Origin of the sequence: Anaerobium acetethylicum, assembly GCF_900096945.1 — a bacterium.
In the GTDB taxonomy this organism is placed as follows: domain Bacteria; phylum Bacillota; class Clostridia; order Lachnospirales; family Lachnospiraceae; genus Anaerobium; species Anaerobium acetethylicum.
On sequence record NZ_FMKA01000034.1, the window covers coordinates 1 to 26942 of the forward strand.

The 26942-nt window shown below is 43.7% G+C and carries 20 protein-coding genes, 1 riboswitch and 1 other annotated feature; of the genes, 2 read left to right on the forward strand and 18 right to left on the reverse strand.

Annotation, left to right across the window (positions count from 1 at the left end):
* From tnpA to BJR36_RS16725, 9 genes are all read right to left on the reverse strand, one after another.
* Positions 1-234: IS66 family insertion sequence element accessory protein TnpA (gene tnpA, locus BJR36_RS16680; RefSeq protein WP_408605738.1), on the reverse strand; the 234-nt coding region annotated here is incomplete at its 3' end.
* Positions 235-484: 250 nt separating this feature from the next.
* Complete coding sequence (locus tag BJR36_RS16685) at positions 485-1207, reverse strand: amino acid ABC transporter ATP-binding protein (RefSeq protein ID WP_091236465.1); 723 nt, start codon at positions 1205-1207, stop codon at positions 485-487.
* Positions 1194-1907, reverse strand: a complete 714-nt coding sequence (locus BJR36_RS16690) for an amino acid ABC transporter permease (RefSeq protein WP_091236466.1) — start codon at positions 1905-1907, stop codon at positions 1194-1196. Before BJR36_RS16690 ends, BJR36_RS16685 begins: the two co-directional genes overlap by 14 nt.
* A gap of 275 nt (positions 1908-2182) precedes the next feature.
* On the reverse strand, positions 2183-2947 hold the full coding sequence (locus tag BJR36_RS16695) for an ABC transporter substrate-binding protein (RefSeq protein WP_091236468.1): 765 nt from the start codon (positions 2945-2947) through the stop codon (positions 2183-2185).
* Positions 2948-3136: 189 nt separating this feature from the next.
* Complete coding sequence (gene hisA / locus BJR36_RS16700; protein WP_091236470.1) at positions 3137-3910, reverse strand: phosphoribosylformimino-5-aminoimidazole carboxamide ribotide isomerase; 774 nt, start codon at positions 3908-3910, stop codon at positions 3137-3139.
* Between the two features lie 57 nt (positions 3911-3967).
* Positions 3968-5926: a fructose-1,6-bisphosphatase gene (locus tag BJR36_RS16705; RefSeq protein ID WP_091236473.1), complete on the reverse strand. Its 1959-nt coding sequence runs from the start codon at positions 5924-5926 to the stop codon at positions 3968-3970.
* Between the two features lie 8 nt (positions 5927-5934).
* Positions 5935-6696 (reverse strand): 4-hydroxy-tetrahydrodipicolinate reductase, encoded by a 762-nt coding sequence (gene dapB / locus BJR36_RS16710; RefSeq protein ID WP_091236474.1) that lies wholly within the window; start codon positions 6694-6696, stop codon positions 5935-5937.
* A 148-nt stretch (positions 6697-6844) separates the two neighbouring features.
* Positions 6845-7741 carry a 4-hydroxy-tetrahydrodipicolinate synthase gene (gene dapA, locus BJR36_RS16715; RefSeq protein WP_091236476.1) on the reverse strand — a complete coding sequence of 299 codons (897 nt, stop codon included), beginning with the start codon at positions 7739-7741 and terminating at the stop codon, positions 6845-6847.
* A 155-nt stretch (positions 7742-7896) separates the two neighbouring features.
* Positions 7897-8073, reverse strand: a riboswitch (Lysine riboswitch).
* A 23-nt stretch (positions 8074-8096) separates the two neighbouring features.
* Complete coding sequence (locus BJR36_RS16725) at positions 8097-8606, reverse strand: cob(I)yrinic acid a,c-diamide adenosyltransferase (protein WP_091236508.1); 510 nt, start codon at positions 8604-8606, stop codon at positions 8097-8099.
* A gap of 316 nt (positions 8607-8922) precedes the next feature.
* Here BJR36_RS16725 and typA point away from each other — a divergent pair, with 316 nt between their 5' ends.
* Positions 8923-10752, forward strand: a complete 1830-nt coding sequence (typA, locus tag BJR36_RS16730) for a translational GTPase TypA (RefSeq protein ID WP_091236480.1) — start codon at positions 8923-8925, stop codon at positions 10750-10752.
* A gap of 108 nt (positions 10753-10860) precedes the next feature.
* On the opposite strand, the gene BJR36_RS16735 is transcribed toward typA, so the two are convergent.
* Positions 10861-11523, reverse strand: a complete 663-nt coding sequence (locus BJR36_RS16735; protein WP_091236482.1) for a YigZ family protein — start codon at positions 11521-11523, stop codon at positions 10861-10863.
* A gap of 173 nt (positions 11524-11696) precedes the next feature.
* Here BJR36_RS16735 and BJR36_RS16740 point away from each other — a divergent pair, with 173 nt between their 5' ends.
* Complete coding sequence (locus tag BJR36_RS16740; protein ID WP_091236484.1) at positions 11697-14390, forward strand: transglycosylase domain-containing protein; 2694 nt, start codon at positions 11697-11699, stop codon at positions 14388-14390.
* Positions 14391-14462: 72 nt separating this feature from the next.
* Here BJR36_RS16740 and BJR36_RS16745 read toward each other — a convergent pair whose 3' ends face one another.
* The 8 genes from BJR36_RS16745 to BJR36_RS16775 form a co-directional block, all read right to left on the reverse strand.
* Entirely contained in the window at positions 14463-15596 is a 1134-nt protein-coding gene (locus BJR36_RS16745) for a response regulator (RefSeq protein ID WP_091236485.1), read from the reverse strand.
* 138 nt (positions 15597-15734) lie between these two features.
* Positions 15735-17111 (reverse strand): tetratricopeptide repeat protein, encoded by a 1377-nt coding sequence (locus BJR36_RS16750; RefSeq protein ID WP_091236487.1) that lies wholly within the window; start codon positions 17109-17111, stop codon positions 15735-15737.
* Positions 17112-17145: 34 nt separating this feature from the next.
* Positions 17146-17292 carry a hypothetical protein gene (locus BJR36_RS20430; protein ID WP_169823760.1) on the reverse strand — a complete coding sequence of 49 codons (147 nt, stop codon included), beginning with the start codon at positions 17290-17292 and terminating at the stop codon, positions 17146-17148.
* On the reverse strand, positions 17285-18592 hold the full coding sequence (locus BJR36_RS16755) for a bifunctional folylpolyglutamate synthase/dihydrofolate synthase (RefSeq protein ID WP_334292930.1): 1308 nt from the start codon (positions 18590-18592) through the stop codon (positions 17285-17287). The genes BJR36_RS20430 and BJR36_RS16755 overlap by 8 nt, the downstream gene beginning before the upstream one ends.
* 117 nt (positions 18593-18709) lie before the next feature.
* Positions 18710-20119 (reverse strand): DUF342 domain-containing protein, encoded by a 1410-nt coding sequence (locus BJR36_RS16760; protein WP_169823761.1) that lies wholly within the window; start codon positions 20117-20119, stop codon positions 18710-18712.
* Positions 20120-20273: 154 nt separating this feature from the next.
* Positions 20274-22421, reverse strand: a complete 2148-nt coding sequence (locus tag BJR36_RS16765; RefSeq protein WP_169823762.1) for an LTA synthase family protein — start codon at positions 22419-22421, stop codon at positions 20274-20276.
* Between the two features lie 156 nt (positions 22422-22577).
* Entirely contained in the window at positions 22578-25220 is a 2643-nt protein-coding gene (locus BJR36_RS16770) for a valine--tRNA ligase (protein WP_091236492.1), read from the reverse strand.
* 317 nt (positions 25221-25537) lie between these two features.
* Positions 25538-25757 (reverse strand) — a binding site (T-box leader).
* Between the two features lie 95 nt (positions 25758-25852).
* Entirely contained in the window at positions 25853-26809 is a 957-nt protein-coding gene (locus BJR36_RS16775) for a putative bifunctional diguanylate cyclase/phosphodiesterase (RefSeq protein ID WP_091236493.1), read from the reverse strand.
* Between the last annotated feature and the right edge of the window lie 133 nt (positions 26810-26942).

The window sequence follows — 26942 nt, forward strand, 5'->3', positions numbered from 1 at the left end:
TTGAATCAGCATTGTATCAGACATAGTTCCTTTTTTCACAGCTGGTTCGGCAGGAACTTCAACAAATAGTGATGCATCTGAGCTGCTGATTTCCATATCTGCAAGTTTTCGTTTCCAGTAGTAGTAAGCGTGCTTTGTCAGCTGATTCAGTGTACACCATTCATCCAGTTTTAATCCGCTGGATTTCTTATCTGCTATTCTTCGCTGCCAAAGAGAAATATTTTCATTTTTCATTTGATGCCTCCTAGAATTATTCTTTTAAGGAGCATATCATGATCTGGAGTTCTTTGGAATGACGCTGTTTTTTGAATCACTTACTCATTATAGTTATTATTAATATGCATTGTCAACGAAAATGAACATATTTGATGCAATAGTACAAAGCCAGGAATTTTATACCCCGAAACGAACCTGCCCACTAAATAAAACAGGTACTCCAGAAAGGACTCACTCCCTCCTGGAATACCTGTATTGAATGCTCTATTTATAGTACTTTTGACAGGAAGTCTTTTAATCTCGGATTCTGCGGATTTCTAAAGAATTCTTCCGGTGTATTCTGTTCCTTAACCTGTCCTTCGTCAATGAACATGACCCGGGTTGCAACTTCACGCGCAAAGCCCATTTCATGCGTCACAACAACCATCGTCATACCTGCATCAGCAAGTTCTTTCATAAGTTCGAGCACTTCGCCAACCATTTCGGGATCAAGGGCTGATGTCGGTTCGTCAAAAAGCATGACGTCCGGATTCATTGCAAGAGCCCTGATGATTGCAATACGCTGCTTCTGTCCGCCCGAAAGCTGGTTCGGGTATGCATCAGCCTTATCCTGCAGCCCAATTCTTGTAAGGAGCTCTATAGCCTTTTTGTCAGCCTCTTCCTTTTTCATTCCAAGCAGCTTGATTGGAGCCAAAGTGATATTTTCCTTCACCGAAAGATGCGGGAAAAGATTGAACTGCTGGAATACCATCCCCATTTTCTGGCGCAGCTTGTTGATATCGCATTTCGGATCTGTGATATTGTTACCCTCAAACCACACTTCTCCGGATGTGGGCATTTCCAAAAGATTCAGGCATCTCAGGAAAGTTGATTTACCTGAACCTGACGGTCCAACCACAACTACCTTTTCACCCTTCTGTATTGTCTCGTTAATCCCGTTGAGCACGACATGGTCACCGTAAATTTTTTTCAGATCTTTAGTTTCTATCACTTTGTCCAAGCCTCCTTCCAAATACTTCAAGTCCTTTTGAAAGTCCGATTACCATGACAAGATAAACGCCTGCTGCAATCACAAGAGGCGGAAGTATATCATATGTAGCCGATCCGACATACTGTGCATTCTTCATAATATCCGATACTGCAATAACGCTTGCAACTGACGTTTCCTTAATCAGCGATATGAATTCGTTTCCAAGTGCTGGCAGGATATTGCGTACGGCCTGCGGCATTACGATATAACCCATTGTCTGGACATAATTGAATCCCAGCGTACGGCCTGCCTCCATCTGTCCCTTGTCAATAGATTCGATTCCTGCACGTACGATTTCCGAAACATATGCACCCGAGTTGATTCCGAAGCAGATAATTGCGGTCACTATCTCGTTCGCATCACGGGAAGTAAATATCAGATTATAAATAATCAGCAGCTGCAACATGACCGGTGTTCCCCTGATAATCGTGACATAGAGACTGCATATTTTTTCCGCAACAGTCAGAAGAATCTTGCCGAGCCCCTTACCCTGGTATTTCGGCGATGATACTTTCACCACAGCAATAACCACACCAATCAGCACGCCGATCAGTATGGCAAAAAACGAAATTTCAATTGTTACCTTCAGTCCCTCTATATAAGCCAGATATCTCTCTTCTGCAATAAACGCCCGATAAAACCTATCTAATATGCTTCCCAATGTAACACTTCCTTTCTCTATACAACTATAAAATATAAGTAACTATTCAGGACTATATCCTTCATAGTCACAGATGATGCACACAAATCGCAAAACCAGCAATTTGGCGCATGCAGAACATCCCACTGCTAACCACAAATGAAACCAGCAGGATGAACTCTGTCCACTTACTGGTTTCATTAAAATAGTCTGCTATACGGTTAAACTATCCGTTTCATTGAAAATGTCTGCCTGTTCCGTTCAAATATCATGCAGGCGTCTTTTCCTCTTCCGGCTTATTCCGCAGCGCTTGTGTGATTTGCGTAAAATTCTTCGATTTTTCCGTCTTCAATCAGTTTTTCAATGATCGGATTGATTTTATCAAGCAGCTCTGAATTTCCTTTTTTAACAGCGATTGCATAGTTGTCTTCAAAAACTACATCTTCAAGCATAACAAGCTCGTCATTAGATGCTGCAACTAATTCTTCCGCTGGATATTTATCCATTACAATACAGTCAACCTTGCCATTCTTAAGATCTTCTGCTGCCTGTGCGAATTTTGTATATCTCTTGATTTCTTTTGCCTGTACATTCTCTTTATTGGAAACCCATGAGTCAGCGATGTTTCCCTGCTGAACAGCAATGATCTTGTCGTTGAGGTCGTCTTTGCCTGCAACAGCCGGATTTGCTTTGTTTACAACAATCACTTCTGTTGAATCAACATATTCGGTCGAGAAATCCATGGATTCTTTTCTTTCGTCAGTAACAGAAATACCTGCAATTGCCATGTCTACTTTTCCTGATGACACTGAAGCTAACGCTCCGTCAAAATCCATGTTCTTAATTTCAAGTTCCATCCCAAGCTCATCAGCGATTGCCTGTGCGATGTCCATATCGACTCCCACGACTTTATCACCTTTCATATATTCATATGGTGCAAATCCCGCTTCTGTTGCTACAATCAGTGTCTTGCTTTCCGTTGCGCTCTCTTTATTGCTTCCGCAAGCCGCTAAGGATACTGCCATTGTCATCACTGTTATAAGTGCTAATATTTTTTTCATTTTTTGCCTCCTGCATATTTACTTATTAAAAATTCCTTATTGTATTGTATCATTTTTTTAATAAATTACAAGAATTATTTTATGAGATTTCAATATTTTCAAGGTTTTTAACATGTCAAAAAAAAATGCCTGCCCGGATATCTATTCCGGGCAGGTTATTTTAGGTTGAATAAATATTAACTATAACAATCAGTCCATTTTCCCAAGAACTTCCGTATACCGCATCCAGCCCCCGAACAGATCCAGCGCGCTTCCTATTGTTACGTCCAATCTGTTCTTCCCGAGGATTTTAAGCAGTTCCAGATCTTCAAAGGAGCCGACTCCCCCGGCATAGGTAATCGGAATCCCCTCCCAGCTGCCAAGCATTTTCACAAGCTCCTTTTCGATTCCCGACGACTTGCCTTCCACATCCACCGCATGGATGAGAAATTCGTCGCAGTATTTTGAAAGCTGGTCCAGGGTTTCCGGATTCAGTTTCACATCCGTGAATTTCTGCCATCTGTCGGTCACTATATAATAGTCCCCGTCCCTGAACCTACAGCTCAGATCAAGAACAAGACGGTCTTTTCCGATCTTCCGGAAGATTTTCTGCAGATTTTCATAATTGATCCTGCCATCCTTAAATACAAAGGATGTGACTATTACATGGGATGCTCCCTGGTCAAGATAAAACAGAGCATTTTCGTCGGTTATTCCTCCGCCCACCTGCAGGCCGCCCGGATAGGCATTCAGCGCCTTTACAGCCTGTTCCTTCGTCTTTTCATAAAACTCGGAATTTACAGGATTGAGCAGAATAATATGTCCGCCCTTTATTCCGTCTTTCTGATAAAATCTGGCATAGTACGCTGCATCCTGCTCGGATACGAAATTTTCCTGAGCCTGATTGCCTTTGTCAGCAAGACTGCTGCCCACAATCTGCTTCACTTTTCCGTTGTGTATGTCTATACAGGGTCTGAACTTCATCTCTTTCTCCTCTTTCAGGAATCGTCTGTTTCTCCGGACTTTCAGTTTCTTCCAGCGCTAAAGCACGTCAGCCTCTATAAGAAGCCCCGTCCTGTATGCATACAGCAACTCTTCCAGTTCTTCGATTCTTTCCTTGATCTCTTTTCCATTGTCTGTATCGCCTACGAGCAGCCTTTTGACAGCCTGTTCAACAACTGTAACATCAGAATAGATGTCCGTCTCCTCAACGATTGCCTTTTCTGCAGATTCAAAATGTTCGTGGGAAACGAGCCTCAGGCCCATGGAATTATAGATAAGCGTATATCCTGCAATTCCGGTCTTGTTCTGATGGGCCCTGGAAAACCCGCCATCTATCATAAGAAGCTTGCCTCCGCATCTGATCGGCATCTCTCCGTTTTTCAGTTCCACAGTCACGTGTCCATTTATAATATGGGAGGTATTTGTGTCCAGACCGAACTCCTCCAGAATTTTGTTGACGATATCCTCGTTGTCGCTCAGTTCATAATAGCAGTCCTTCTTTTCATACTGTATCTCTTTATCGTCGACAAGATATTTTTCAAAAGTTGCCATCTTCTCTTTCCCGAAAACAGGTGACTTGTCGCTGGACCAGATGTACCACATGATATCCTGTCCTTTCGACCTCTCCTCTTCTTCAATCGAATAGTAGCCTTTCCTGGTGTAGACTTCCAGAATATCATAAAGAGCCTTGCCGCTGTATTCCTGATCAAACACCCTTACCTTTAAGAAGGTTCCATCCGCATTCATAGGAACACAGCCATGGTAGAGAAGGTTTGAATTGTATATCTTATACATGCTGCCTTTTGAAAACAGGAATCTGACATGCCTCTGAAGCTTCTCGCATTTCATAAATGCGGTTCTCAGCCTCTCCATGATTTTTGCCTCCTCCGGAGACAGTTCATAAGGGGACTCCCTGCTGATCGTCGGAAAACTGCAGTCCTTCAGTTTATACTCTTTCCCTTCAATATTGACAGTTCCCTTTTCATAATCGATCTTATCCAGGAGCAGTCGTCCCTCCATGGCAAACTCAGGCCTTCTCATAATTAGCTGGCCTTCCAGCTTAAACTGGATGACTGATATTGCCTTGTGCATCCTCTGCTCCATTTCAAGATCTTTTGCGCTGTAGCCATCGCTGTATCTGATCTCAAAGCAGTCGCAGCTGCCCTGGGGATACTTGTCCATGGCAAACGAAGCCAGGGGAATCAGGTTTATGCCATATCCATCCTCAATCATATCCAGGTTTCCGAACTTAGCTGAAAAACGTATTACATTTGCGATACATGCCAGGTTTCCAGAAGCCGCTCCCATCCACAATATATCATGGTTTCCCCACTGGATATCCACAGAATGGTAATCCATAAGTGTATCCAGAATTACATGTGGGCCCGGCCCCCTGTCGAAAATATCTCCCAGGATATGCAGGTGATCCACTACGAGACGCTGTATCAGATTGCTGAGGGCGATGATGAAATCCTGTGCTCTTCCTATACGTATTATCGTATTGATGATTTCGTTGTAATATGCTTCCTTATTCTCTACCTCGGCTTTTTCGGTAATGAGCTCTTCAATGACATATGCAAATTCCTGGGGAAGGGCCTTGCGTACTTTGGATCTGGTATATTTTGATGCAACCCTCTTGCTGACCCTGATCAGCCTGTGGAGTGCTATTTTATACCAGTCCCCAATATTTTCTTCTTCCTTCAGGATCAGTTCCAGCTTCTCCTCCGGATAATAAATCAAGGTTGCCAGGCTTTTCTTATCTTTGAAGCTCAGGCTCTTGCCGAATTCATCATCGATCTTTCGCCTGACAGATCCCGAGCCGTTTTTCAGAACATGCAGGAACTGCTCATATTCTCCATGAACATCCGTCAAAAAATGTTCGGTTCCCTTTGGCAGGTTCAGAATTGACTGAAGATTGATGATTTCAGTCGAGGCCGAAACGATTGTTGGATACTGTCTTGCAATGTTTTTCAGATATTTCATTTCCATTTTCTTCATCGGTCAGGCTACTCCCCATCAATTACGTTGCTCATATCATACATTCCAGCGTTTTTCCCTGCAAGGTATTTTGCAGCCTGGATTGCACCCTTTCCAAAAATCGCTTTTGAATATGCTGTATGTTTAAATTCAATCACTTCATCGGCACCTGCAAAAATAACTTCATGTTCTCCGACGATGGTTCCGCCTCTGACAGCATGTATCCCGATTTCCTTCTTGTCACGAAGCTTTCTCTCCTGGCTTCTGTCATATTTGTAGGCATATTCATTGTCCAACGCCTCATTGATCGAATCAGCAAGAGCAAGAGCTGTTCCGCTTGGTGCATCAACCTTCTGGTTATGGTGCTTTTCTACTATTTCGATGTCAAAATCAGCAGGAACAAGCACGTTTGCAGCCTCTTTTAATAATTTTATCAGCATATTTACTCCAAGCGACATGTTCGCGGATTTTAAAACGGCAACATTCTCAGAAACCGCCTTCACCTTTTCAATCTGCTCCTCAGAAAGTCCTGTTGTACATAAAACCACAGGAATCCTGGTCTCAAGGCTGAAATCAAGGAGTGCATCCACCGCCTGTGCCGAAGCGAAGTCGATAATGACATCTGCTTCTACGTCGCATTTCTTAATATCAGTAAATACCGGATATCCGTTTTCCCTGTTATCGGCAATATCGATTCCCGCAACTATCTGAGCTTCTTTATCCTCTTTCATAAGACCGGTGATTACCTGTCCCATTCTTCCGTTACATCCGTGCATGATTACTTTTACCATTTTTCCATCCTCCTACGTATAATCCGTGGGGCCACTTCCTCACAGAATTCAATTTCCCATGAATCAGAAAGCACCCGCGTCACTCCCTCTCTGGCATTGAGTTTTTCTAACTATTCAGGACAATGTCCTTCAGAGTCACAAAGATTTTCTATTTCTCCGATAATTTAATTCCAAACTCTTTCATCGCTTTTGCAAGCTTTACGGCATTGCCCTCTTCCATCGTCGTAAGAGGTTTCCTGAGTTCGCCTACTTCGAATCCCATAAGGTTCATAGCCATCTTTACCGGGATCGGATTCACTTCGCAGAACAGCTGGTCAATTAATGGAATCGCCTTAAGCTGAAGATCCATACTGCCTTTCACATCTCCCTGCATGAATTTTGCAACAATATCATGAGTTTCCTGTGGAGCTATATTGGAAAGGACTGAAATAACGCCGCTTCCGCCAAGGGAAAGCAGTGGAACAATCTGGTCATCATTTCCTGAGTAGAGGTCGATGCATCCTTCAGCCAGGCTCATGAGTTTTGCGACCTGAGAGATGTTTCCACTCGCTTCCTTGATGCCGACGATGTTGTCCACATTTTTCGCAAGTGCAACTGCTGTTTCCGGATTTATATTGCAGCCCGTCCTGCCCGGAACGTTATACATGATTACCGGAATGTCGACTGCATTTGCGATATCAGTGAAATATTCAATAAGACCCTTCTGGGTTGCCTTGTTGTAATAAGGCGTCACAACAAGTAGGCCGTCTGCGCCATGCTGCTGCGCTTCTTTTGACAGGTAGATCGCTGTTTCTGTGCAATTGGAACCCGTTCCTGCAATAACAGGAACTCTTCCTTTCACATATTCAACGGTTGCCCTGATGCATTCCAGATGTTCCTCATGGGTCAGCGTCGATGCCTCGCCAGTAGTTCCACAGATAATGATGCTGTCAGTTCCGTTCGCGATCTGATAGTTTATGATCTCCTCAAGTTTCGGATAATTGATCTCCCTGTTTTCATTAAACGGCGTTACGATTGCAACACCTGCTCCAGTAAAAATTGCCATAAAATTTCCTCCTCATAATTAAATAATTTATCAACATAGTTTTTGATCAGGCTATAAACCACTTCCCTATTTCTGCCTAGATTTCCCATAAAAACAGGGCCGATCCAATGGACCGGCCCCTAAAGAATTCACATTCAGAAAATCTACTTTTGCATTCTTTAGATAGCTCTCCATCTTAAAAAAGATGACAGTCACATGGCTGTTAACCATATGCCCAGAAATAAACCTCTCTGCGGAATATCTCTTCGGCGCCGTCCCCTTTCCCCTGTCTTCTTCTGTACCAGAATACATCCAACAGGCTACTGATGAAAAGCGCAACCTCTATCAAAACTATTAAGTTAAGCCTATCTTAGCATCATTCATTTTTATTGTCAACATCTGTTTCGACCGATACTATTCTTGAAACAGAGTCTGCAAGACCCTTTATATCATCCGAAAGGTGCCTTCCCGTAAGGATCAGTTCGGTCTCGCTGTCTTTCGCATGGACAAGGGATTCTATTTCTTCTTTTGTAATAATACCCATATCCAAAAGACCGAGCACTTCATCCAGCACCAGCACGCTGCATTCACCTGTAAGCAGCACCTTCTTTGCGAAATTCAGTCCGTTCTTTATATTCATTGTCTCTTCTTGTTTCTCTTCTTCAGAAAGCTCTTCGAAGAACTTTTTGGTTTTTTCAAATCTGAACAGTTTGATTTCAGGTTCAAGCCGTTTTATAAATTCACTTTCACACGTACTCTTCCCTTTCAGAAACTGTATGATTACTACCGACTTCCCCCCGCATGCTGCCTGGAGGCTGTGACCTAAAGCTGCCATCGTCTTTCCTCTGCCGTCTCCACAGTATATCTGTACTAGTCCCTTGTCCATAACGCACCTCACTGCACTTGAATTAAGTTTCACTTTATGCCAGTCCATTTCTACAAAATATCACCTGTATAACGCATTCTATAATAACATATTCCTGCATTAAAAAGCAAATTTTCATTTCATCCCGAAAAATCCGGTGGTATTGCGTTACTGCTCATGCAGTAAACAGTAACAATATTACTCAAAAAAATGGATAGTTATGATTGTTTCTTCATTATAATGTAGGTTCTGAAAAAAATCCTTGTAATCTGACGCTGATGTGGTAAACTATAAAAAGTTGCGAATTGTGATTCACAAGAAAGAAGGATATTTATTTATGAAAATGAAACGAGAAGATATAAGAAACATTGCCATTATTGCACATGTTGACCATGGTAAGACAACCTTAGTCGATGAGCTTTTGAAACAGAGCGGTGTGTTTCGTTCAAACCAGGAAGTCGCAGAACGTGTAATGGACTCCAATGATATTGAACGTGAACGTGGTATTACTATATTATCAAAAAATACAGCTATCTTCTATAAGGACATCAAGATCAACATTATCGATACGCCAGGACATGCCGATTTCGGCGGTGAAGTAGAACGTGTATTGAAAATGGTCAATGGTGTTGTCTTAGTAGTCGATGCTTTTGAAGGCGCTATGCCTCAGACAAAATTCGTTTTAAGGAAAGCCCTGGATTTAGATCTTCCCGTTATCGTATGCATCAACAAAATTGACAGACCGGAAGCAAGACCTACAGAAGTTATCGATGAAGTACTTGAACTTTTCATGGACCTCGATGCATCTGACGAACAGTTAGACTGTCCATTCATCTACGCTTCAGCAAAATCAGGACATGCAATCCTTGAATTAGACCAGACACCGGAAGACATGGTTCCATTATTCGAAACAATCATCAACTACATCCCGGCTCCTGAAGGCGATCCTGATGCAGATACGCAGGTATTGATCAGCACAATCGACTACAACGAGTATGTCGGACGTATCGGTGTAGGTAAGGTTGATAACGGAACAATTAAGGTAAACCAGGAATGCATGTTAGTAAATGCTCATGATCCTGAAAAACAGAAAAAGGTTAAAATCAGCAAGCTTTATGAATTCGACGGATTAACTAAAGTAGAGGTCACTACCGCTACTGTCGGTTCTATCGTAGCGATTTCAGGTATTGCAGACATCCATATCGGTGATACTCTGTGTTCACCTGAAAACCCTGTTGCAATTCCGTTCCAGAAAATATCAGAACCTACAATTGCAATGCAGTTCATGGTAAATGACAGCCCTCTTGCCGGACAGGAAGGAAAGTTCGTTACTTCAAGACATCTTCGCGAACGTCTTTTCAGAGAACTGAATACTGACGTAAGCTTACGTGTTGAAGAAACAGATACAACTGAAAGCTACAAGGTTTCTGGCCGTGGCGAACTCCATTTATCCGTACTGATCGAGAACATGAGACGTGAAGGCTTTGAATTTGCAGTCAGCAAGGCTGAGGTTCTTTACAAAAAGGACGAAAACGGCAAATTATTAGAACCTATGGAAATGGCTTACATTGACGTTCCTGAAGAATTTGCAGGAAGCGTTATCGAAAAGCTCAGCTCACGAAAAGGCGAGCTTCAGGGAATGAACGTTTCCGGCGGCGGATCAACGAGACTTGAATTCATGATTCCTGCAAGGGGACTGATCGGCTACAGAGGTGAATTCATGACAGATACCAAAGGCAACGGCGTTATCAATACGATATTCGACGGATACGGACCATACAAGGGAGAAATCCAGTACCGTAAACAGGGATCTCTTATCGCATATGAAACAGGCGAATCCATCACTTACGGATTATTCAATGCTCAGGAACGTGGAACTTTGTTCATCGGTGCTGGCGAAAAAGTTTACGCAGGAATGATTATCGGACAGAACGGAAAAGCGGAAGATGTTGAAGTTAACGTATGTAAACGTAAACAGCTTACCAATACACGTTCATCAGGTGCCGACGAATCTCTTAAGCTTACAACTCCAAGAACATTAAGCCTTGAACAGGCTCTTGAATTTATCGATGTTGATGAACTTCTTGAAATCACACCTAAGAACTTAAGGATCCGTAAGAAAATCCTTGATCCTACAATGAGAAAAAGGGCAAGCAGAAACAGCTAATCCTTATTTAATAGAAGAAATCCCCCTTTTCAGCAGTCAAATGCCGGAACGGGGGATTTCTTTATATCCATATGCAGTTATCTGTCGCTGAATGTAATATCTTCCAACCTACTGCTCATCAAAGACAAGCACTTCTCCATCCACCAGGGCAAAAAATACCTGGTCTCCCTCTGTAAGCCCTGCCCTTCCCATGGTTGCCTCAGTCAGATCTTCCTTCAGCTTTTCCTTCTCATCAGCCGGGACCATTGCTTCCAGTTTTACCACATCTGAATATTCTGACCCGGTTATGGGTATCCTGCGTTCTCCCAGTATATGCTGCACCTTTCCCAGACCGTTGTAATCTGTCCTGATGCCGAGTTTTATTCCCGGCTTCTTTTCTATGATCACAGACTGTTCAAGCCCGGCTTTGACCGCAGACTGGTAAGCCCTGACCAGGCCTCCGGTTCCCAGAAGCGTGCCTCCGAAATACCTGGTTACGACTACCACTACATTGCAGATGCCTTCTCCCAGAAGCACATCCAGCATGGGCCTTCCCGCCGTCCCCGAAGGCTCCCCGTCATCGCTGCAGCGCTGGAGCTCCTGCCTTTTTCCTATTACAAAAGCCGAACAGTTGTGAGCCGCATTCCAGTACTTTTTCTTCATAGCATCTATAAATGCAACGGCCTCCTCCTCTGTTTCTACGGGCACCACCGTTGCTATGAATCTTGATTTCTTCTCTATAATTTCACCTTCGCCGCCCTGGTGGACTGCTTTGTATGTTTCCAAACCCATTTCCTGCACTTCCCTTCCCTGATCAAAATCAACGCGGATATTGGCAATCCGCCCGCGCTACTTGATTCTAACATACTGAAATGCGTTTGTGAACTTTTTATTAAGCTTCTATATTTATCTTTATTTAGCATAGGTTATTTGTTATAATGGTGAAGATAAAGGAGGCTATACAAATGAATTATGGAAAAAAAGGGGCTTCTGACAAGCAGAAGGCAATGACCTCAAAGACAACAATGGTTGGCAAAAAGGTCGGTGTCACGTTTTTCAAAGCTTTTATACTATGTCTGATTGTTATTGGTGTCATTGTTGCAGGCGTTGGTATCGGAGCCATAAAAAGCGTAATAGATTCTGCTCCAGACATATCCGATGTGGATATTTCCCCATCAGGCTTCTCAACGACTATTTATGATCAGAACGGTAACGAAACCACTAAATTAGTTACATCCGGGTCAAACAGGATATATGTGACCCTTGATAAAATTCCCGAAAACCTGCAGGATGCATTCGTCGCAATAGAGGACGAACGGTTCTGGGAGCACAATGGTATCGATATGAAAGGTATTGTAAGGGTCATCGTAAAAGGCATCACTGAAGTAGATTTTTCCGAAGGTGCCAGCACCATTACCCAGCAGCTGTTAAAAAACAATGTTTTTACAGGATGGACCGAGGAATCTTCCTTTGCTGAAAAAGCCAAACGAAAGATTCAGGAACAGTACTTGGCAGTGCAGTTGGAAAAGACCACCTCTAAAGAAACGATTCTTGAAAATTATCTGAATACCATCAATCTTGGACAGAACACACTGGGCGTCCAGGCTGCTTCAAAAAGATATTTTAACAAAGAGGTTTCTGAACTGACACTTTCTGAAAGTGCAGTTATTGCCGCTATCACAAAGAATCCCACAAAATATAATCCGGTAAGTTATCCTGAAGAAAACCTTGTCCGCAGGGAAAAGGTATTAAAGGATATGCTCAGTCAGGGCTATATTACTTCTGAAGAATATGATGAAGCCCTTGCTGATGACGTTTATGCGAGGATTCAGAACGTCAACGAAGAAACAAAGAACACATCCATCTATTCCTATTTTGTCGATGAATTGACGGAACAGGTAAAATCCGATCTGATGACTCAGAAAGGCTATACGGAGACTCAGGCCGAGTATGCGCTATATAGCGGCGGTCTCAGCATTTATACGACACAGGATCCTGGCATGCAGCAGATCTGCGACGAGGAATTTTCGAACGAGGATAACTATCCGGATTCTACTGAAGTAGAACTCGATTACCGTCTTTCAGTAGAACATGCCGATGGAACAACCAAGAATTATGATCAGAACACACTCAAAAACTATTTCAAAGAAGTCAATGGTGATGAGGATTACAACATCCTGTATGCGAATGCAGACGAAGCAGCGGCTCAGGTAGAGCTGTATAAACAGGGCATTGTAAAAGAAGGGGATGCAATCCTTGGCGAAGTATTCAATACAACTTTGCAGCCCCAGGCTTCCATTGTAATTATCGATCAGACGACTGGATATGTAAAAGCTATATATGGCGGGCGTGGCACAAAGGAAGCCAGCCTTACACTCAATCGTGCTACGAATACGACCAGACAGCCAGGTTCGACATTCAAAATTCTTGCCGGTTATGCTCCGGCACTCGACACTGCAGGCATGACCCTTGCAACAGTTCAGTATGATGCTCCCTATGCATATGCAAATGGCAAGCAGGTAAAGAATTACGACGGCAAATTCCGCGGATACACTACCATCAGAGAAGCCATCGAGGATTCCATTAATATTGTAGCAGTCAAGACAATCACGCAGATCACACCGCAGCTTGGTTATGATTATCTTCTGAATTTCGGATTCTCTACACTCTCGAAAGATGAAGCTACAAATCAGTCAATGGTGCTCGGCGGACTCACTCACGGTGTAACAAACCTTGAGCTTACAGCGGCATATGCGGCAATCGCAAATGGCGGCACCTACACGAAACCTATTTTCTATACAAAAATAGTTGACCACGAAGGAAACGTTCTCATAGACAACACGCCTCAGACAACCACTGTACTTAAGGAATCAACTGCATTCCTTCTTACATCAGCCATGACAGATGTCATTACAAAAGGTACGGGTAAAAATGTTGCATTCGGCGGTATGCCTATTGCCGGAAAAACCGGTACTACATCCAACAAATACGATGTATGGTTCTCTGGCTTCACCCCATATTATACATGTTCAGTATGGGCCGGCTATGATACGAACCACACTCTCGGAGCTGGTTCATTCCAGCAGACTTTATGGAAAAAAGTAATGTCCAGAATTCACGCCGAACTTCCTTCCAAGGATTTTTCCAGGCCTGATTCAATTGTAAAAGCGACTATATGCAAAAAATCGGGAAAACTGGCTGTGGAAGGGCTCTGCGACCAGGACCCACGCAGAAGCATGGTCTCTTCTGAATATTTCGCAAAAGGGACAGCTCCAACGGAAGTCTGTGACACGCATGTTAAGGTATCGACCTGCACTGTATCCGGCAGACTTGCCGGCGACTATTGTCCAAAGGATTTATGTATAGATAAGGTCTATATCATAACTCCTGAAGGAATAGCGGATGCCACGGGAGATTCCCCTTATCAGGTTCCGTCCAGTCTGACCGACATATGCGACATACATCAGGCAATCACGATAGAACCACCGGTAATCGAGACTCCTCAAACGCCGGAAGGCAATCCTCAGACACCCGTGACTCCACCGGATTCTTCCGGAGGCACCGGATCTGAAACCACTCAGAACAATGATCCAACAACAGATTCAGAGAACACCTCCAACAAATCTCCTAAGCAGACGGATACTACTATAAAAAGATAGCAAAAAAGGTTCAACCATTACGGTTGAACCTTTTTTGAATTTATTGGCGTTGCGTGTCAAAAGCCCATTTTCTCATTGGCACTGCTTTCCGTATTTAAAATTCATCTTATACAGAACCGCATCCTTTCCGACAAAAAAGCTACAATTCAGAACAAGTTCATCGATAATAGCGTCAACCAGGGTTCTGATCACCTTCTGAAGCTTCGTTTCATTCCTGTTCATGACAGAGTCTTCCTTCAGCTCCAGGTATATGGTCAATCCCAGGATGTCCGGACTTTTTCTTCTAAGGTCTACCGAAAGCCCGTTTATCTCAGATATCATAAGACATCGCCTGACCAGAAGCCATACGATAAATTCAATATCCTTGCGCATTTTTCCAGACAGGTTCCTGCTTACACAGTCTTCTGCCTTGCTGGTCGGCCTTCTCTTTTCCTTCGAGATCTGCTCGTCCTTCACTTCAACGGTTCCTGCTATAAGGCTGCCTGAAAACTCATCTTTCATCCTCTTTCCAAATGACTCTTCCTCTGGATCGAAATCCATCTGTCTCTGGATATAATTCTGAATCGCTGACATATTGAATGCGATCAGCTCCTGTTTTTCAAACTCGTTTAAGCCGGCGTCATTATCATCGGCGGCCTTTTTCATAACAGCCTCTGCGACTGCGCATACTTTTTCCGCTGCTGATTTCTTATTCGTCAGAAAGTCCTGCAGGCTGCCAAGGGTCTTCCTTACCCCATTGTTTTCCACCTGAAACAGGCGGTCACATCCCATTTCCCGGATGCTGCTCCCTGCCTCGTCCAGCCCCTTCTCCAGCTCACGCTTGAAGCACCTGAGTTCATAATATTCCAAGGCCTCCAATACATAAGGAAGAATCTGTCCTTCTATATCCCATGGTTTTGTTAATATTTTATATACATTAAGAGCATTCAGCGCTGCAAGGACATCTGCATCGTTTATCCGTCCGGTAGATGCAATCAGTACAGTGTCCGGAAACAAAGTAGCTGCAGTTCTGAGAAAGCTATAATCGTTTTCTTCCGTAATATGAATCGAGGTTATCACTACGGCTATTTTGCGGTTCCCCATAATGGAAATGGCTTCCTCTGCCGTCCTTGCCTGAATGACTTGAAATTTCATTCCTTCGGATTTCCATTTCAAATATTTCGGCACCTGTTCATTGTCATCAACATATAAGACATCCTTGTCCATGCTTCATCCTCCATGCTTTGTGCTTTATGCGGTTCACTATTCGCCCTGTTCGGGCTGCCTTCTCATGTTTTGCGGGTCCCAAAGTCATGTTTTTTCATGCAAGCATGAAACACATGACCTTTTGACCCTGGTATCATGCTATTTTATATTCGCAGCTGCATTGTTGGCTTGTTTCGTTCCCGGGAACAATTCTATCACCTTTGTAAATGTTGCATTCGCATTTGCCGTATCTCCGGATTTCTGATAGGAACGTCCAAGGTAATAGAGCGCATCAGCATCAGAAGGAGCCATTGTCACAACCTTGCTCAGCTTGGTGATTGCCTCTGCATAATTTCCTTTCTGATAGTCGGCATAACCGGATGCATACAGGCTTTTTGCTGCCTTTGCCGTCGTCTCAGCTGCAAGCGAATCATAAAGGGCTTTTGCCGCACCGGTCAGTTTTGTTGCATCGATTTTTGTCAAGGCCTCGGCTGCCGCCACGTCATCACCTGCATCGTAGGCATTGGATGCCGTCAGGAGATTCTCATATGCTGCTACAAGGCCTGTTTCCCCCGCATAGAGGGCAAGCTCCGTTTTCGCTGCCTCAGACTCGCTCTGGGCAGTGGCAAGGGATTCTTTCAGAGATGCAATCTCTGCAGTTTTCGTAGCCACTTCCTCGCTGGTCGCAATAGCTGCCTTGTTCATCTCGCTCTTAAGAGACTGCCTGTATCCAGGCACTACCAGGAACCACACAACTGCAGCTCCGACTGCCAGTCCGATCAGGATATTGATTACATGGGAAAGACCCGTATTTTCCCTGAATCTTACAGTTGGCTGGATAATCGTATCATTTCCGCTCCTGTATGCCACGCGGTTTGCGTTTTCCTTGACTTTAGCTGCTGCTGCAGCGCTCTGTGGCCCTTTCCTAAGCTTTTCAAGCTCATGCATATACCGCAGGGCGGTTGTATTCGCTGTATCGATTTTCAGGACCCTGTTCAGGCTTTTAGCCGCTTTTTCATATTCCTCGATCTTCATGTATAAAAGCGACAGAAGCAGATGTCCCTGAATCAGTCTTGGGTTGAGGGACAGCACCTTCTTCAGCTGGATTACAGCAAGGTCCTCGTTTCCCTGCCGGCAGTAAAGGAGGGCCTGGTTATATTTCTTTATTGTCTGGTTGATGGTATCCAGCCTGTTCTGATTCGACTGAATCGCTTTTATGTAATTCCCTGCGATATTGTTCTCCTTCTGCAGGTTCTTGCTCATAACCCATTCGCTGAGTGCAGGGACAACCTCGCCCATTTCATAATTGACAAGCCCCAGAAGGTTCCTTGCATCCGTATTGTTCTTATTCAATTTAAGGCTCTGTCTGAGGCTGGCAGCCGCTCCTGTAAGGTCCCTTACCTTTGCTTTTGCCAGGCCGTCATTGTAAAGCGCATTTGACAGCCTTACGATTCTTTTATATAAAGCAACATCCTCTCCGCAGGTTTTGCAGATATCCGAATTGGAAAGGACGTTTCCACAGTTGAAACACTTCATCTTTTCACCATCCACGCTCTCTATTCAATCTATTCTATTTCTTCTTTTCCTTCAGTTCCTTCATCATTTCCTTTAAAATATCAGTCATATCTGTTATATCCTGATTATATATCGTCTCTTCCACATCCTCTACTTCAAGGCTTGGGTGAAATTTTTTAAGTTCTTCTTCAAAATCAATCATTTTCTTTCCTCCTGATAATTGCTTTTATCTCTCCTACAAGGTAAAGAGAGCCGATACAGAACAGCACGCCATGGCTGTCCGTCAATTCTTCCGCTTTTTCATATGCTTCGTCAACAGCGGGAACCACTATGATTTCCCGTTCTGTATATTTACTGAAGATTTCTGCAAGCATTTCTGCCTTGACCGCCCTTTTGTTGTTGAGTGTTGTAACGATGACCCTGTCAAAAGGTACTTCCATGCAGATTGTCCTGATCATTTCTTCAAAATTCTTTTCCATAACGGCTGAGAACAGAAGCGTCGTGCTTCCCATTCCTTCAAGTCCTCTTACGGTTTTTGCGAACCCTTTTATACCCTGTTCATTGTGGGCGCCATCCAGGAACACTCCCGGCCTTACCTCTTCCATACGTCCGGGCCAGTAAGCATTTTCGATTCCCTTTTTCACTATTTCAGCGGTCATCTCATGTTGTCCGTCGATTGCTTCAATCGTACGCACAGCAAGCGCAGCGTTCAGAGCCTGATACGGAGCGATATTTGAAATATGAAACCGGACATATTCATAATACCCACATTTAAGCCAAAAATCAACCTGTTTATTGGTGGTCCTCTCCGTTTCGAGATTGTCTTTGGCGACCCTGTAAGGCGGCGATCCGAGTTCTTCTGATCTTGCCAGAATCACTTTTTCGGCGGCTTCTTCCGAGCCTTCATAAATGACCGGAACACCCTTTTTCATGATCCCCGCTTTTTCAGCGGTTATTTTTTCAATAGTGTCGCCAAGGATTTCCGTGTGGTCCAATCCGATGGATGTGATCACTGTTGCAAGGGGATTCTCAATCACATTCGTGGCATCCAGCCGACCTCCCAGGCCCGTTTCAAGAATTACATATTCGACCTTTTCTTTCTTGAATATGACCATTCCCATCGCAAAAAGAACCTCAAAAAAAGTAGGATGGGGATGCCCCTCATCCATAAGTTCATTTATTACACTATGAACAGATGTAAAACAGCTTAAAAACGTTTCATCATCAACAGGCTCTCCGTCAATTCTGAACCTTTCATTGATATCCACGAGATGGGGAGAAGTGAAAAGACCTGTCCTTTTCCCTGCCGTCTGAAGAATGGATGAAAGGTAGGCACATACCGAACCTTTTCCATTTGTGCCTGCAACATGCAGGACTTTTTTGTTTTCCTGAGGGCTTCCCAGCCTCTCAAGCAGCATACCGGTAAATGCCAGATCATTTTTCGAGGTAAACTTCGGTATTTCATATATGTATTCGACTGCTTCCCTATAATTCAAAACCACCACTCCATTACTATGATAAAATTTCCTTTTACCATTATAATATAGTGGTGGCAATATGCAAGCATATTATATTTTAACTATTCAGGACTATGTCCTTCATAGTCACATCATATTACTTCATTCAGCAGCCTGCGACATATCCCTGATCAGGCTGTACATGACGATTTCATGATTCCTTTTACGGAATTCAACACCTTCAAGTACCTCTTTCAGTTCGACGCTCTTATCATCAATTTCAATCCTGCTTCCGGGATAGCCATCTTCTAAAACCCTGACATAAGCCCTTTTTGACTTATCGACAATGGCATTCAGTGCTTCCAGCTCCGCCTGCGACTCGTTGATTATCGAAATATTCCTGACTCTGGATCTGAGCCATAGCATCATCCGGGGATCGTTTTCAATGCGGACAGGCCTCCTGCTGTTTTCATAATTGAGTTCGTTTATGCATATTTCTGCTTCAGCAAGTGCCAAACGTGCTTCTTCTATGATTTTTTTCAGCGCAGATATTCTCTGATAGGTATCCTCTGAAGCTCCTGCCGAAACCTTTGTCCTTACTCCTGCTTTTGTTCCGACCGTCACAGCTTCAACTCCCTTGACGCCTTTTACGGAAGAACCGGAAATAAGTCCTTTGTTCCCTCTCAGGATTACCGTATCTTCAGAAAGAACCGTAGAATTTATGATTGCATTGGTCAGTATCATTCCCTTGGCTTCGACCTTTGCCATTTCAATAAATTTCGAATAGATGTTTCCGCATGATTTGATATAGGCTTTATTGCATCCTTGTACACCGCTTCTCAATATGATGTCTTTCCCTGCTGTAATATGTGCACCTTCAACTTTGCCGTCGATCGTGATGCTTCCGGTTGCCTTGATTGAGACTCCTGATTCGACATTTCCATGAATCACGATATCTCCTCTGAATTCGATATTCCCGCTAACGACATCCACATCTTCGAAGCCTTCATAAAGATTCGATATATAAATTCTATCATTTTTATACTCGATTTTCCCGTCAATAAGAGCCGTGTATGTTCTGCTGTCATCGGAACGCACGAATCCTTTTCCTTTCAGAGGCTGTAATTCCCTTCCTCTTCTGCCTGGTACCTGTTCTCCTTTTACGCTGATTCCCGGTTTTTCAGGAGTGGGAGGGATATAACAGGCTATCACCTGACCTTTTTCAACATTTTCAATAACCGACAGGCTCCAGTAATCGACAGACCCATCTTCATCCAATACCGGCTTTTTATCCAGAAACCTGTTGAACATAAATTCAAATCTTCCATCTGTTCCGTCAACAGGTCTTATTCCTTCAGCCACCTTGACTTCAGTCCTGTAACATCCTGAATTTATTATTTTTTCAATGTTCGCTTCAATGATTCCAACAGTTATTCCGTTGTCTTCCAAAATCTGCAGGATATCTTCTTTAACGTATGTCCGGGATCCTTCGGGCATGTCCAAATATAAGTATGCATCCATATCCTGGTCGCCAAACTTCACATAAGTCTGGCCTTGCAAAATCTCTCCCATTTGGTCATCACCTCCTGTCATAAGTCGCCTTTGTCATTTGTACATATCTTCACGTTTTCTGACTACTACTTTCATTATAACAGTTTTGTATATTATTTCAATCTTTTAATTGCTGTAAGCCTTATGTCTTAGCCATTTTTAGCCATTTTAAGCCTTAATAGGTATATATGCTTCCTTCTCTTAAAACCCTTCCTCCGGATGAAACCTGATTTACTGACAGGACATCGCCGGTATTCAGCTGCACGCCCGCCACCATCAGGGTATTTTTATCAATGAACTTTGTCTCTTCAACCTGTTTTCCATTAACTGCGAGGCTGCTGGAAGCATTGAAGGTATCTCCGGAAATGATGACATTTCCCTGAATATCTGTCGTGACCGATGATATGGTTACATCCTTGACCCCCATTGTCAGCTTCAGCCTTTCATAAGGGCTTTCTCCATCATACATGTACTTTTTCCCGTAAAGCATATCGTACTGCAACGCTTCAAGATCGACCCAGTACTTGTCTGTTCCGCTTCTTTTCTGGTGGAACTTCATAAGCGTTCCTACATGGATGTCTGCCTTGTCCAGGGCTTTTGCTGCAAGCTGGTATGACTTCAGATTCTCATCCTTCGCCTTAAGCCCCATATTGTCCCAGATCACGTATTCAGTCTGATATAAGGATCTGTTGGAAAGGTTTCTCGCCTCAAGTCCCAGGGACGGGAGGTGATCGCCAAACAGAACAAGTATCGTGTCCTCCTCATAGTTTGAAAGCTCTTCTACCAGATTACCGATGAACTGGTCTACTGCATTCAGCTGGTTAACATAATATTCCATCGCATTGGTTGCCGCTTCATCCGTCAATCCGTTTATTTTTATTTTTGGATCTGAAAGGATCTGCTCACTTGGATACCCGCCATGGGACTGTACGGATATGGTATATACGAAATCCTTGTTCTCAGTCGATTTCAGGCAGTCTGTAATCGCACTTGTCAGAACCTCGTCTTCTGCCCATCCAAGCGGCGTATATCCCGTAATATCGAGCATTTCCTCTGAAGTGAAGGTATCAAATCCGAGCCTTGAAAAAACGGTTCTTCTGCTGTAGAAGCTTGCCTCGTTGTTATGGATTGCATGTGTCGAATAGCCGATATCCTTAAGATTATAAGCCACGCTTTCGCATACGTTTTCTTTCAGGACTGTTTTATATGGGTATTCCCCTGGTCCGAAATAGCGAAGGCTCATGCCTGATATTACTTCAAATTCTGTATTTGCGGTACCCGCGCCTACTGATGGAACTGTGATGTATCCTGATGAATAATTTTTCTCCAGGTTCCTGAAATTTGGAAGTGGATCCTCTGAAAACTCAAGTCCTTTTACAAGGGCTGGATCGAAGAACGACTCCAGCTGTACGATTATGATGTTCGGAGTGCTTTCTTCATTGTAGGAGTCTTCTCCGTCTTTTTCCAGAATTGCTTTTATTTCGCTTTCTCCATATTCATTGGGACAGCTTATTCCTTTGGCTATCACCGTGCTCCAGAAGCAGTACGGAAATCCATAATCTTCATATGCGATGGCTATGTTTCCAAAGTAGGTCGAAATCGTTCTCGTTTCAACGCATAGTCTGGTTACCGGGATGATCGACGAAAACATGAGCACAATCAGGATGATATTTCTCCTGTATCTCATCCTGCCCCTGTACTTTGGTCCTCGTACTGCCATTATGACAAATGCGATTACAACAAGAGCCGCACCGATAGCCGTTAAAATCATCTGATCCATGGACATGTACTTCGTCATCAGGTCAGCCGCACTCTTTATAAGCTTCATGTCAGTCCCTGTAAACGGGGTCGTCCTGTAGGAAAGAACAGCGCCATTGGCTATTCCTCCAATCAGCCAGATGCCGCCTATGATCATTGATGCAAACAGCCTTTTTCTTACAAGGTAGCTGAGCGTCAGGGTGACAAAAATCAGAAACGAATTATAAAGAAACACTACCTTGCTCTGTGACAGATACTCGAAGGCTTTCACAAAGGAATGCCTGCTGACAGCCTCGATAATGAAATTGATGAGTAGGGCCGAAGCGATGAAAAAAAGCAGTGAGAATCTGTCACCAATCCTTTCCATCCGGGCTTTTAACGAATTATCCTGTAACGCTACGAATCCATCATGAAGATTTTCGCTGCTATCCGCCTCTGCTTTGTTTCTATTTTTAAGCTTCCACATCCACTTGCTATCTTTAGGGTTCATTCCCAAGGCTTTCACCTTTTTTTTGCAGGCCTCCACCCAGTCTTTACATTTTTCTTTCTTCCAAAAAAATTTCACAATAAAATCTCCTATCACGCCTTGCGGCAGATTCCGAATCAAACTGCCTATTAATATTACACAATAATTAAGCATCCGTTTCGGATACTATTACTAATTTACCACGAAAAAAGGAAAGTGCAAGCACTTTCCTTTCTTTTTAACAGAAATTTCATATTATTGGTTGAACTGCCCAAGTCTTTCTTTTACCTGATCCATCATCTGGGTATACTTGACCAGTTTTTCTTTTTCTTCATTGATCTTAGCTTCTGGAGCTTTGCTTACGAATTTTTCATTACCGAGCATTCCGGTTACACGGGCAATTTCCTTTGCAAGCCTTTCCTCTTCCTTCTTGAGACGTTCGATTTCTTTTTCGATGTCTACAAGTTCAGCAAACGGCATATAGATAACCGCATTCGGGATTACTGCTGAAACCGCATCGTCACTGATTCCGGTCTTGTCAGCCTGAACCGTCACTTCGCTTGCATATCCCAATGTTGCGAAAAACACCTTGCTGCTGTTGAAGATATCCTGGATTTCCTGATTTTCGGTCACAACGAAAACCTTAGCCTTTTTGCTTGGCGGAACGTTCATCTCAGCACGGACATTTCTGATGCCCCTTACCGCTTCCTTGATTGTCTCAATTTCGTTTTCTTCTTTTTCGAAGTTCCATTCTTCCCTGAATTCCGGCCATGCAGAAACCATAATGGATTCCTCTTCATCCTGTACCGTACAGAAAATTTCTTCCGTTACAAACGGCATGTATGGATGAAGCAGTTTCAGTCCCTGAATCAGTACTGTCTTGAGGGTCCAGAGGGCTGCCGCTCTTGTGGTGTCTTCTGCATTATAGAGCCTTGGCTTCACCATTTCGATGTACCAGTCGCAGAATTCCTCCCATATGAAATCATAGATCTTCTGGACTGCTATACCGAGATCGTATTTGTCCATATTCGCAGTCACTTCCGCTGCAAGGGAGTTTGCCTTTGACAGGATCCACTTATCTGCGCCTGTAAGCTGTGAAAGATCGACGTCTTCCATCTTTGTATCTTCCATGTTCATCATGATGAACCTGGAAGCGTTCCATACCTTATTCGCGAAGTTACGGCTTGCTTCTACTCTTTCCAGATAGAAACGCATGTCGTTTCCAGGCGCATTTCCTGTAATGAGTGTCAGTCTCAGGGCATCGGCGCCGTACTGGTCGATTACTTCAAGCGGATCGATTCCATTTCCCAATGACTTGCTCATCTTTCTTCCCTGGGAATCCCTTACGAGACCATGGATGAGAACAGTCTGGAACGGGCTCTTGTCAGTGTGTGCAAGGCCTGAGAATACCATCCTTACTACCCAGAAGAAAATGATGTCATATCCTGTTACGAGCACGTTCGTAGGATAGAAGTAATCGAGGTCTTCTGTCTTGTTCGGCCATCCCAGGGTCGAGAACGGCCAGAGCGCTGAGCTGAACCAGGTGTCGAGGGTGTCTTCATCCTGCGTCAGATGTGTTCCTCCGCATTTCGGGCATGTTGCAGGCTTTTCTTTTGAAACAACCACTTCATGGCATTCGTCGCAGTAGTAAGCCGGAATTCTGTGACCCCACCACAGCTGTCTTGAGATGCACCAGTCCCTGATGTTTTCGAGCCAGTGCAGATAGGTCTTGTCAAAGCGTTCAGGCACGAATTCAAGGCTTCCGTTTTTCAGGGCTTCGATGGCAGGCTTTGCAAGCTCCTCCATGGCAACGAACCACTGCTGTTTGATCATAGGTTCAACTGTAGTCTTGCATCTGTCATGTGTTCCTACGTTATGTACATGTTCTTCCACTTTTACAAGCAGTCCTGCTTCCTCAAGCTCTTTCACGATCAGCTTTCTTGCTTCGTAACGGTCCATTCCGGCATATTTTCCGCCGTTTTCGTTGATCGTCGCATCATCGTTCATGACGTTTATTTCTGGAAGGTTGTGTCTCTTTCCGACTTCAAAATCGTTAGGGTCGTGTGCCGGCGTTATTTTTACTACGCCTGTACCAAATTCCTTGTCAACGTAGTAATCAGCCACTACAGGGATTTCTCTGTTTACAAGCGGCAGGATTACCATTTTTCCTACGAGGCCGGCATATCTTTCATCATCAGGATGTACTGCAACCGCAGTGTCTCCTAATAACGTTTCAGGTCTTGTCGTTGCGATTTCAATAAACTGGTCACTGCCCGCTACCGGATATTTGATGTGCCAGAAATGGCCAGTCTGTTCAACATGCTCAACTTCCGCATCTGAGATTGATGTCTGGCATACCGGACACCAGTTGATGATTCTTGAGCCTTTATAGATATAGCCTTCGTTGTATAATTTAACGAATACTTCTTCTACCGCCTGCGAACATCCTTCGTCCATTGTGAAACGTTCTCTTTCCCAGTCTGCCGATGAGCCTAATTTTTTAAGCTGGCTTACGATCCTTCCGCCGTACTCTTCTTTCCATTCCCATGCGCGTTCAAGGAATTTTTCCCTGCCTAACGTTTCTTTATCGACCCCTTCTTTTTTGAGCTGTTCGATAATCTTTACTTCCGTGGCGATGCTGGCATGGTCGGTTCCGGGCTGCCAGAGCGCATTATAGCCCTGCATCCTCTTCTGGCGGATCAGGATATCCTGCATGGTGTTGTCAAGAGCATGTCCCATGTGAAGCTGTCCTGTTATATTTGGCGGCGGCATTACTATTGTAAAAGGCTTTTTGCTTCTGTCCACTTCTGCGTGGAAATATTTCTTTTCAAGCCATTTGTCGTAGAGTTTGTCTTCAATTGCTTGAGGATTGTAGGTTTTTTCTAAGTTCTTTTCCATTTTTTCTACCTCCTGGGGGATATATTATATTGGTTGTGTACTGTTTTCTAATTCAGGGTTTGTGGTACAAGCGCTGTTCAGGATGGCTCCGCAAAACATGGTTTAATGAGCTGCTTTATAAGGACATTGGTATTTGGGCCGCGTACTTTGCGGCCTTACGTACCACTACGTCTTCATCTAAGCGAGAGCGCGCTGCGAATGAACATGTTTTGCATCACGTCCTCATTCTCGAAACCCGTGCAAATTGACGAATCCAATTATGTAAATGGGCTTTTGACACTACACTCCTATGACACAAAAAAAACCCTTTACTTAATGTAAAGGGCGAAAATTCGCGGTACCACCTTAATTATATGCTTTTGGAAAGCATATATCTCTGAGTCCTGTAACGTGGACGATTCGTGAATGCCTACTGCTATTTCAGCAATCCGGTTCAAAAGCTACCTTCAGCGTACATTTCTCTGGACAACCTTACAGCCGGTGGATCGCCCTCTCTGACAAGTCTGTATGCCTACTTCTCTTCATCATTACCTTTTCTCTATAAACCTAACACTTATAATAGAGAAAACGGCTGTATTTGTCAAGTCAATTGTTACTGCTCACAGAGCAGGCCGCCATACATTGTCTGCCGGTCAATCCATGATCGGAATCTGACTGGCAGCTGATTTTTTCAACCTTGCCGTCTCTTTTCTATTTGGAAATCTCAGGAGTTCCCTAATGATATCCTTCGGCATCGGTCTCTCAAACAGAAAGCCCTGTCCAGTTTCACAGGTAAACTTTTTCAGACAGTCCAGCTGTTCATAAGTTTCAATTCCCTCGGCAATGACTCTATATTCAAGTTCATGGGCCATGGAAATGATGTTTTTAATGATCACCGTTTCCTTGCCTCCCTCAGGAGCCTGTCCCACAAAACTTTTATCCAGTTTTATAATATCAATCGGCAGTTTCTTCAGATGTGTCAGGGAAGAATAGCCGGTTCCGAAATCATCAAGTGCAATCTTGATTCCCCGTTCCTTCAGCCTTTCCAGGTGTTCAATAACAAGCTCCATGTTTGAGAACAGGGCTGTTTCCGTCATCTCGATCACAATCTTTGAATAGTCTACCTTATGTTCCGAAAATATTTCTTCTATCTCCTGGAAAGCGCTCCTGCTTTCCAATGTCCTGCCTGAAAGATTGATGGACAGCTCGATATGTCCAAACCCTTCTTCCTCCCACTCTCGTTTCTGGCGCAGGGCTTTGTGAAGTACCCACTGCTCCAGAATATAAATCTGGTCTGTTTCTTCAGCTGCCGGGATAAAGACAGCCGGCGATATGAATCCTTCATCGGGATGGATCCATCTCGTAAGCGCCTCCATTCCGATTATCTCTTCTGTATTCAGACGTAGCTGCGGCTGATAATAAAGCCTGAACTCCCCATTATCTATGCCTTTTTTCAATTTATTTTCCATCTGGATTTTTCTGATGATGTCTTCCTTGAGGAGCTTTTGTCCTTTTCTATGACCGGCTATCTTTGTAACTCCCTTTTTAAAGATATCCTTCGTTCCAGCCAAAACATCGAAGCGCACATGCTGCCCATACAATTTCCTCATATCTCTTACCCAAACTTTCTTTATTATTACCGCAGTCTACAATATCGTTCAATACATTATTTAACCGAAAAACAGAAGGAACCAGTAATAACCGTCAAGCACGCCATTCGTTGTAGCCATCTTCCAACACCCC

Bases quoted from the DNA above. Each gene is read 5' to 3' on its own strand.
- BJR36_RS16695 (WP_091236468.1), bottom strand. From the start codon at position 2,947: ATGAAAAAAATATTAGCACTTATAACAGTGATGACAATGGCAGTATCC.
- hisA (WP_091236470.1), bottom strand. From the start codon at position 3,910: ATGAAGTTCAGACCCTGTATAGACATACACAACGGAAAAGTGAAGCAG.
- BJR36_RS16705 (WP_091236473.1), bottom strand. From the start codon at position 5,926: ATGAAGAAAATGGAAATGAAATATCTGAAAAACATTGCAAGACAGTAT.
- dapB (WP_091236474.1), bottom strand. From the start codon at position 6,696: ATGGTAAAAGTAATCATGCACGGATGTAACGGAAGAATGGGACAGGTA.
- dapA (WP_091236476.1), bottom strand. From the start codon at position 7,741: ATGGCAATTTTTACTGGAGCAGGTGTTGCAATCGTAACGCCGTTTAAT.
- BJR36_RS16725 (WP_091236508.1), bottom strand. From the start codon at position 8,606: ATGGACAAGGGACTAGTACAGATATACTGTGGAGACGGCAGAGGAAAG.
- typA (WP_091236480.1), top strand. From the start codon at position 8,923: ATGAAAATGAAACGAGAAGATATAAGAAACATTGCCATTATTGCACAT.
- BJR36_RS16735 (WP_091236482.1), bottom strand. From the start codon at position 11,523: ATGGGTTTGGAAACATACAAAGCAGTCCACCAGGGCGGCGAAGGTGAA.
- BJR36_RS16740 (WP_091236484.1), top strand. From the start codon at position 11,697: ATGAATTATGGAAAAAAAGGGGCTTCTGACAAGCAGAAGGCAATGACC.
- BJR36_RS16745 (WP_091236485.1), bottom strand. From the start codon at position 15,596: ATGGACAAGGATGTCTTATATGTTGATGACAATGAACAGGTGCCGAAA.
- BJR36_RS16750 (WP_091236487.1), bottom strand. From the start codon at position 17,111: ATGAAGTGTTTCAACTGTGGAAACGTCCTTTCCAATTCGGATATCTGC.
- BJR36_RS20430 (WP_169823760.1), bottom strand. From the start codon at position 17,292: ATGATTGATTTTGAAGAAGAACTTAAAAAATTTCACCCAAGCCTTGAA.
- BJR36_RS16760 (WP_169823761.1), bottom strand. From the start codon at position 20,119: ATGGGAGAGATTTTGCAAGGCCAGACTTATGTGAAGTTTGGCGACCAG.
- BJR36_RS16770 (WP_091236492.1), bottom strand. From the start codon at position 25,220: ATGGAAAAGAACTTAGAAAAAACCTACAATCCTCAAGCAATTGAAGAC.
- BJR36_RS16775 (WP_091236493.1), bottom strand. From the start codon at position 26,809: ATGAGGAAATTGTATGGGCAGCATGTGCGCTTCGATGTTTTGGCTGGA.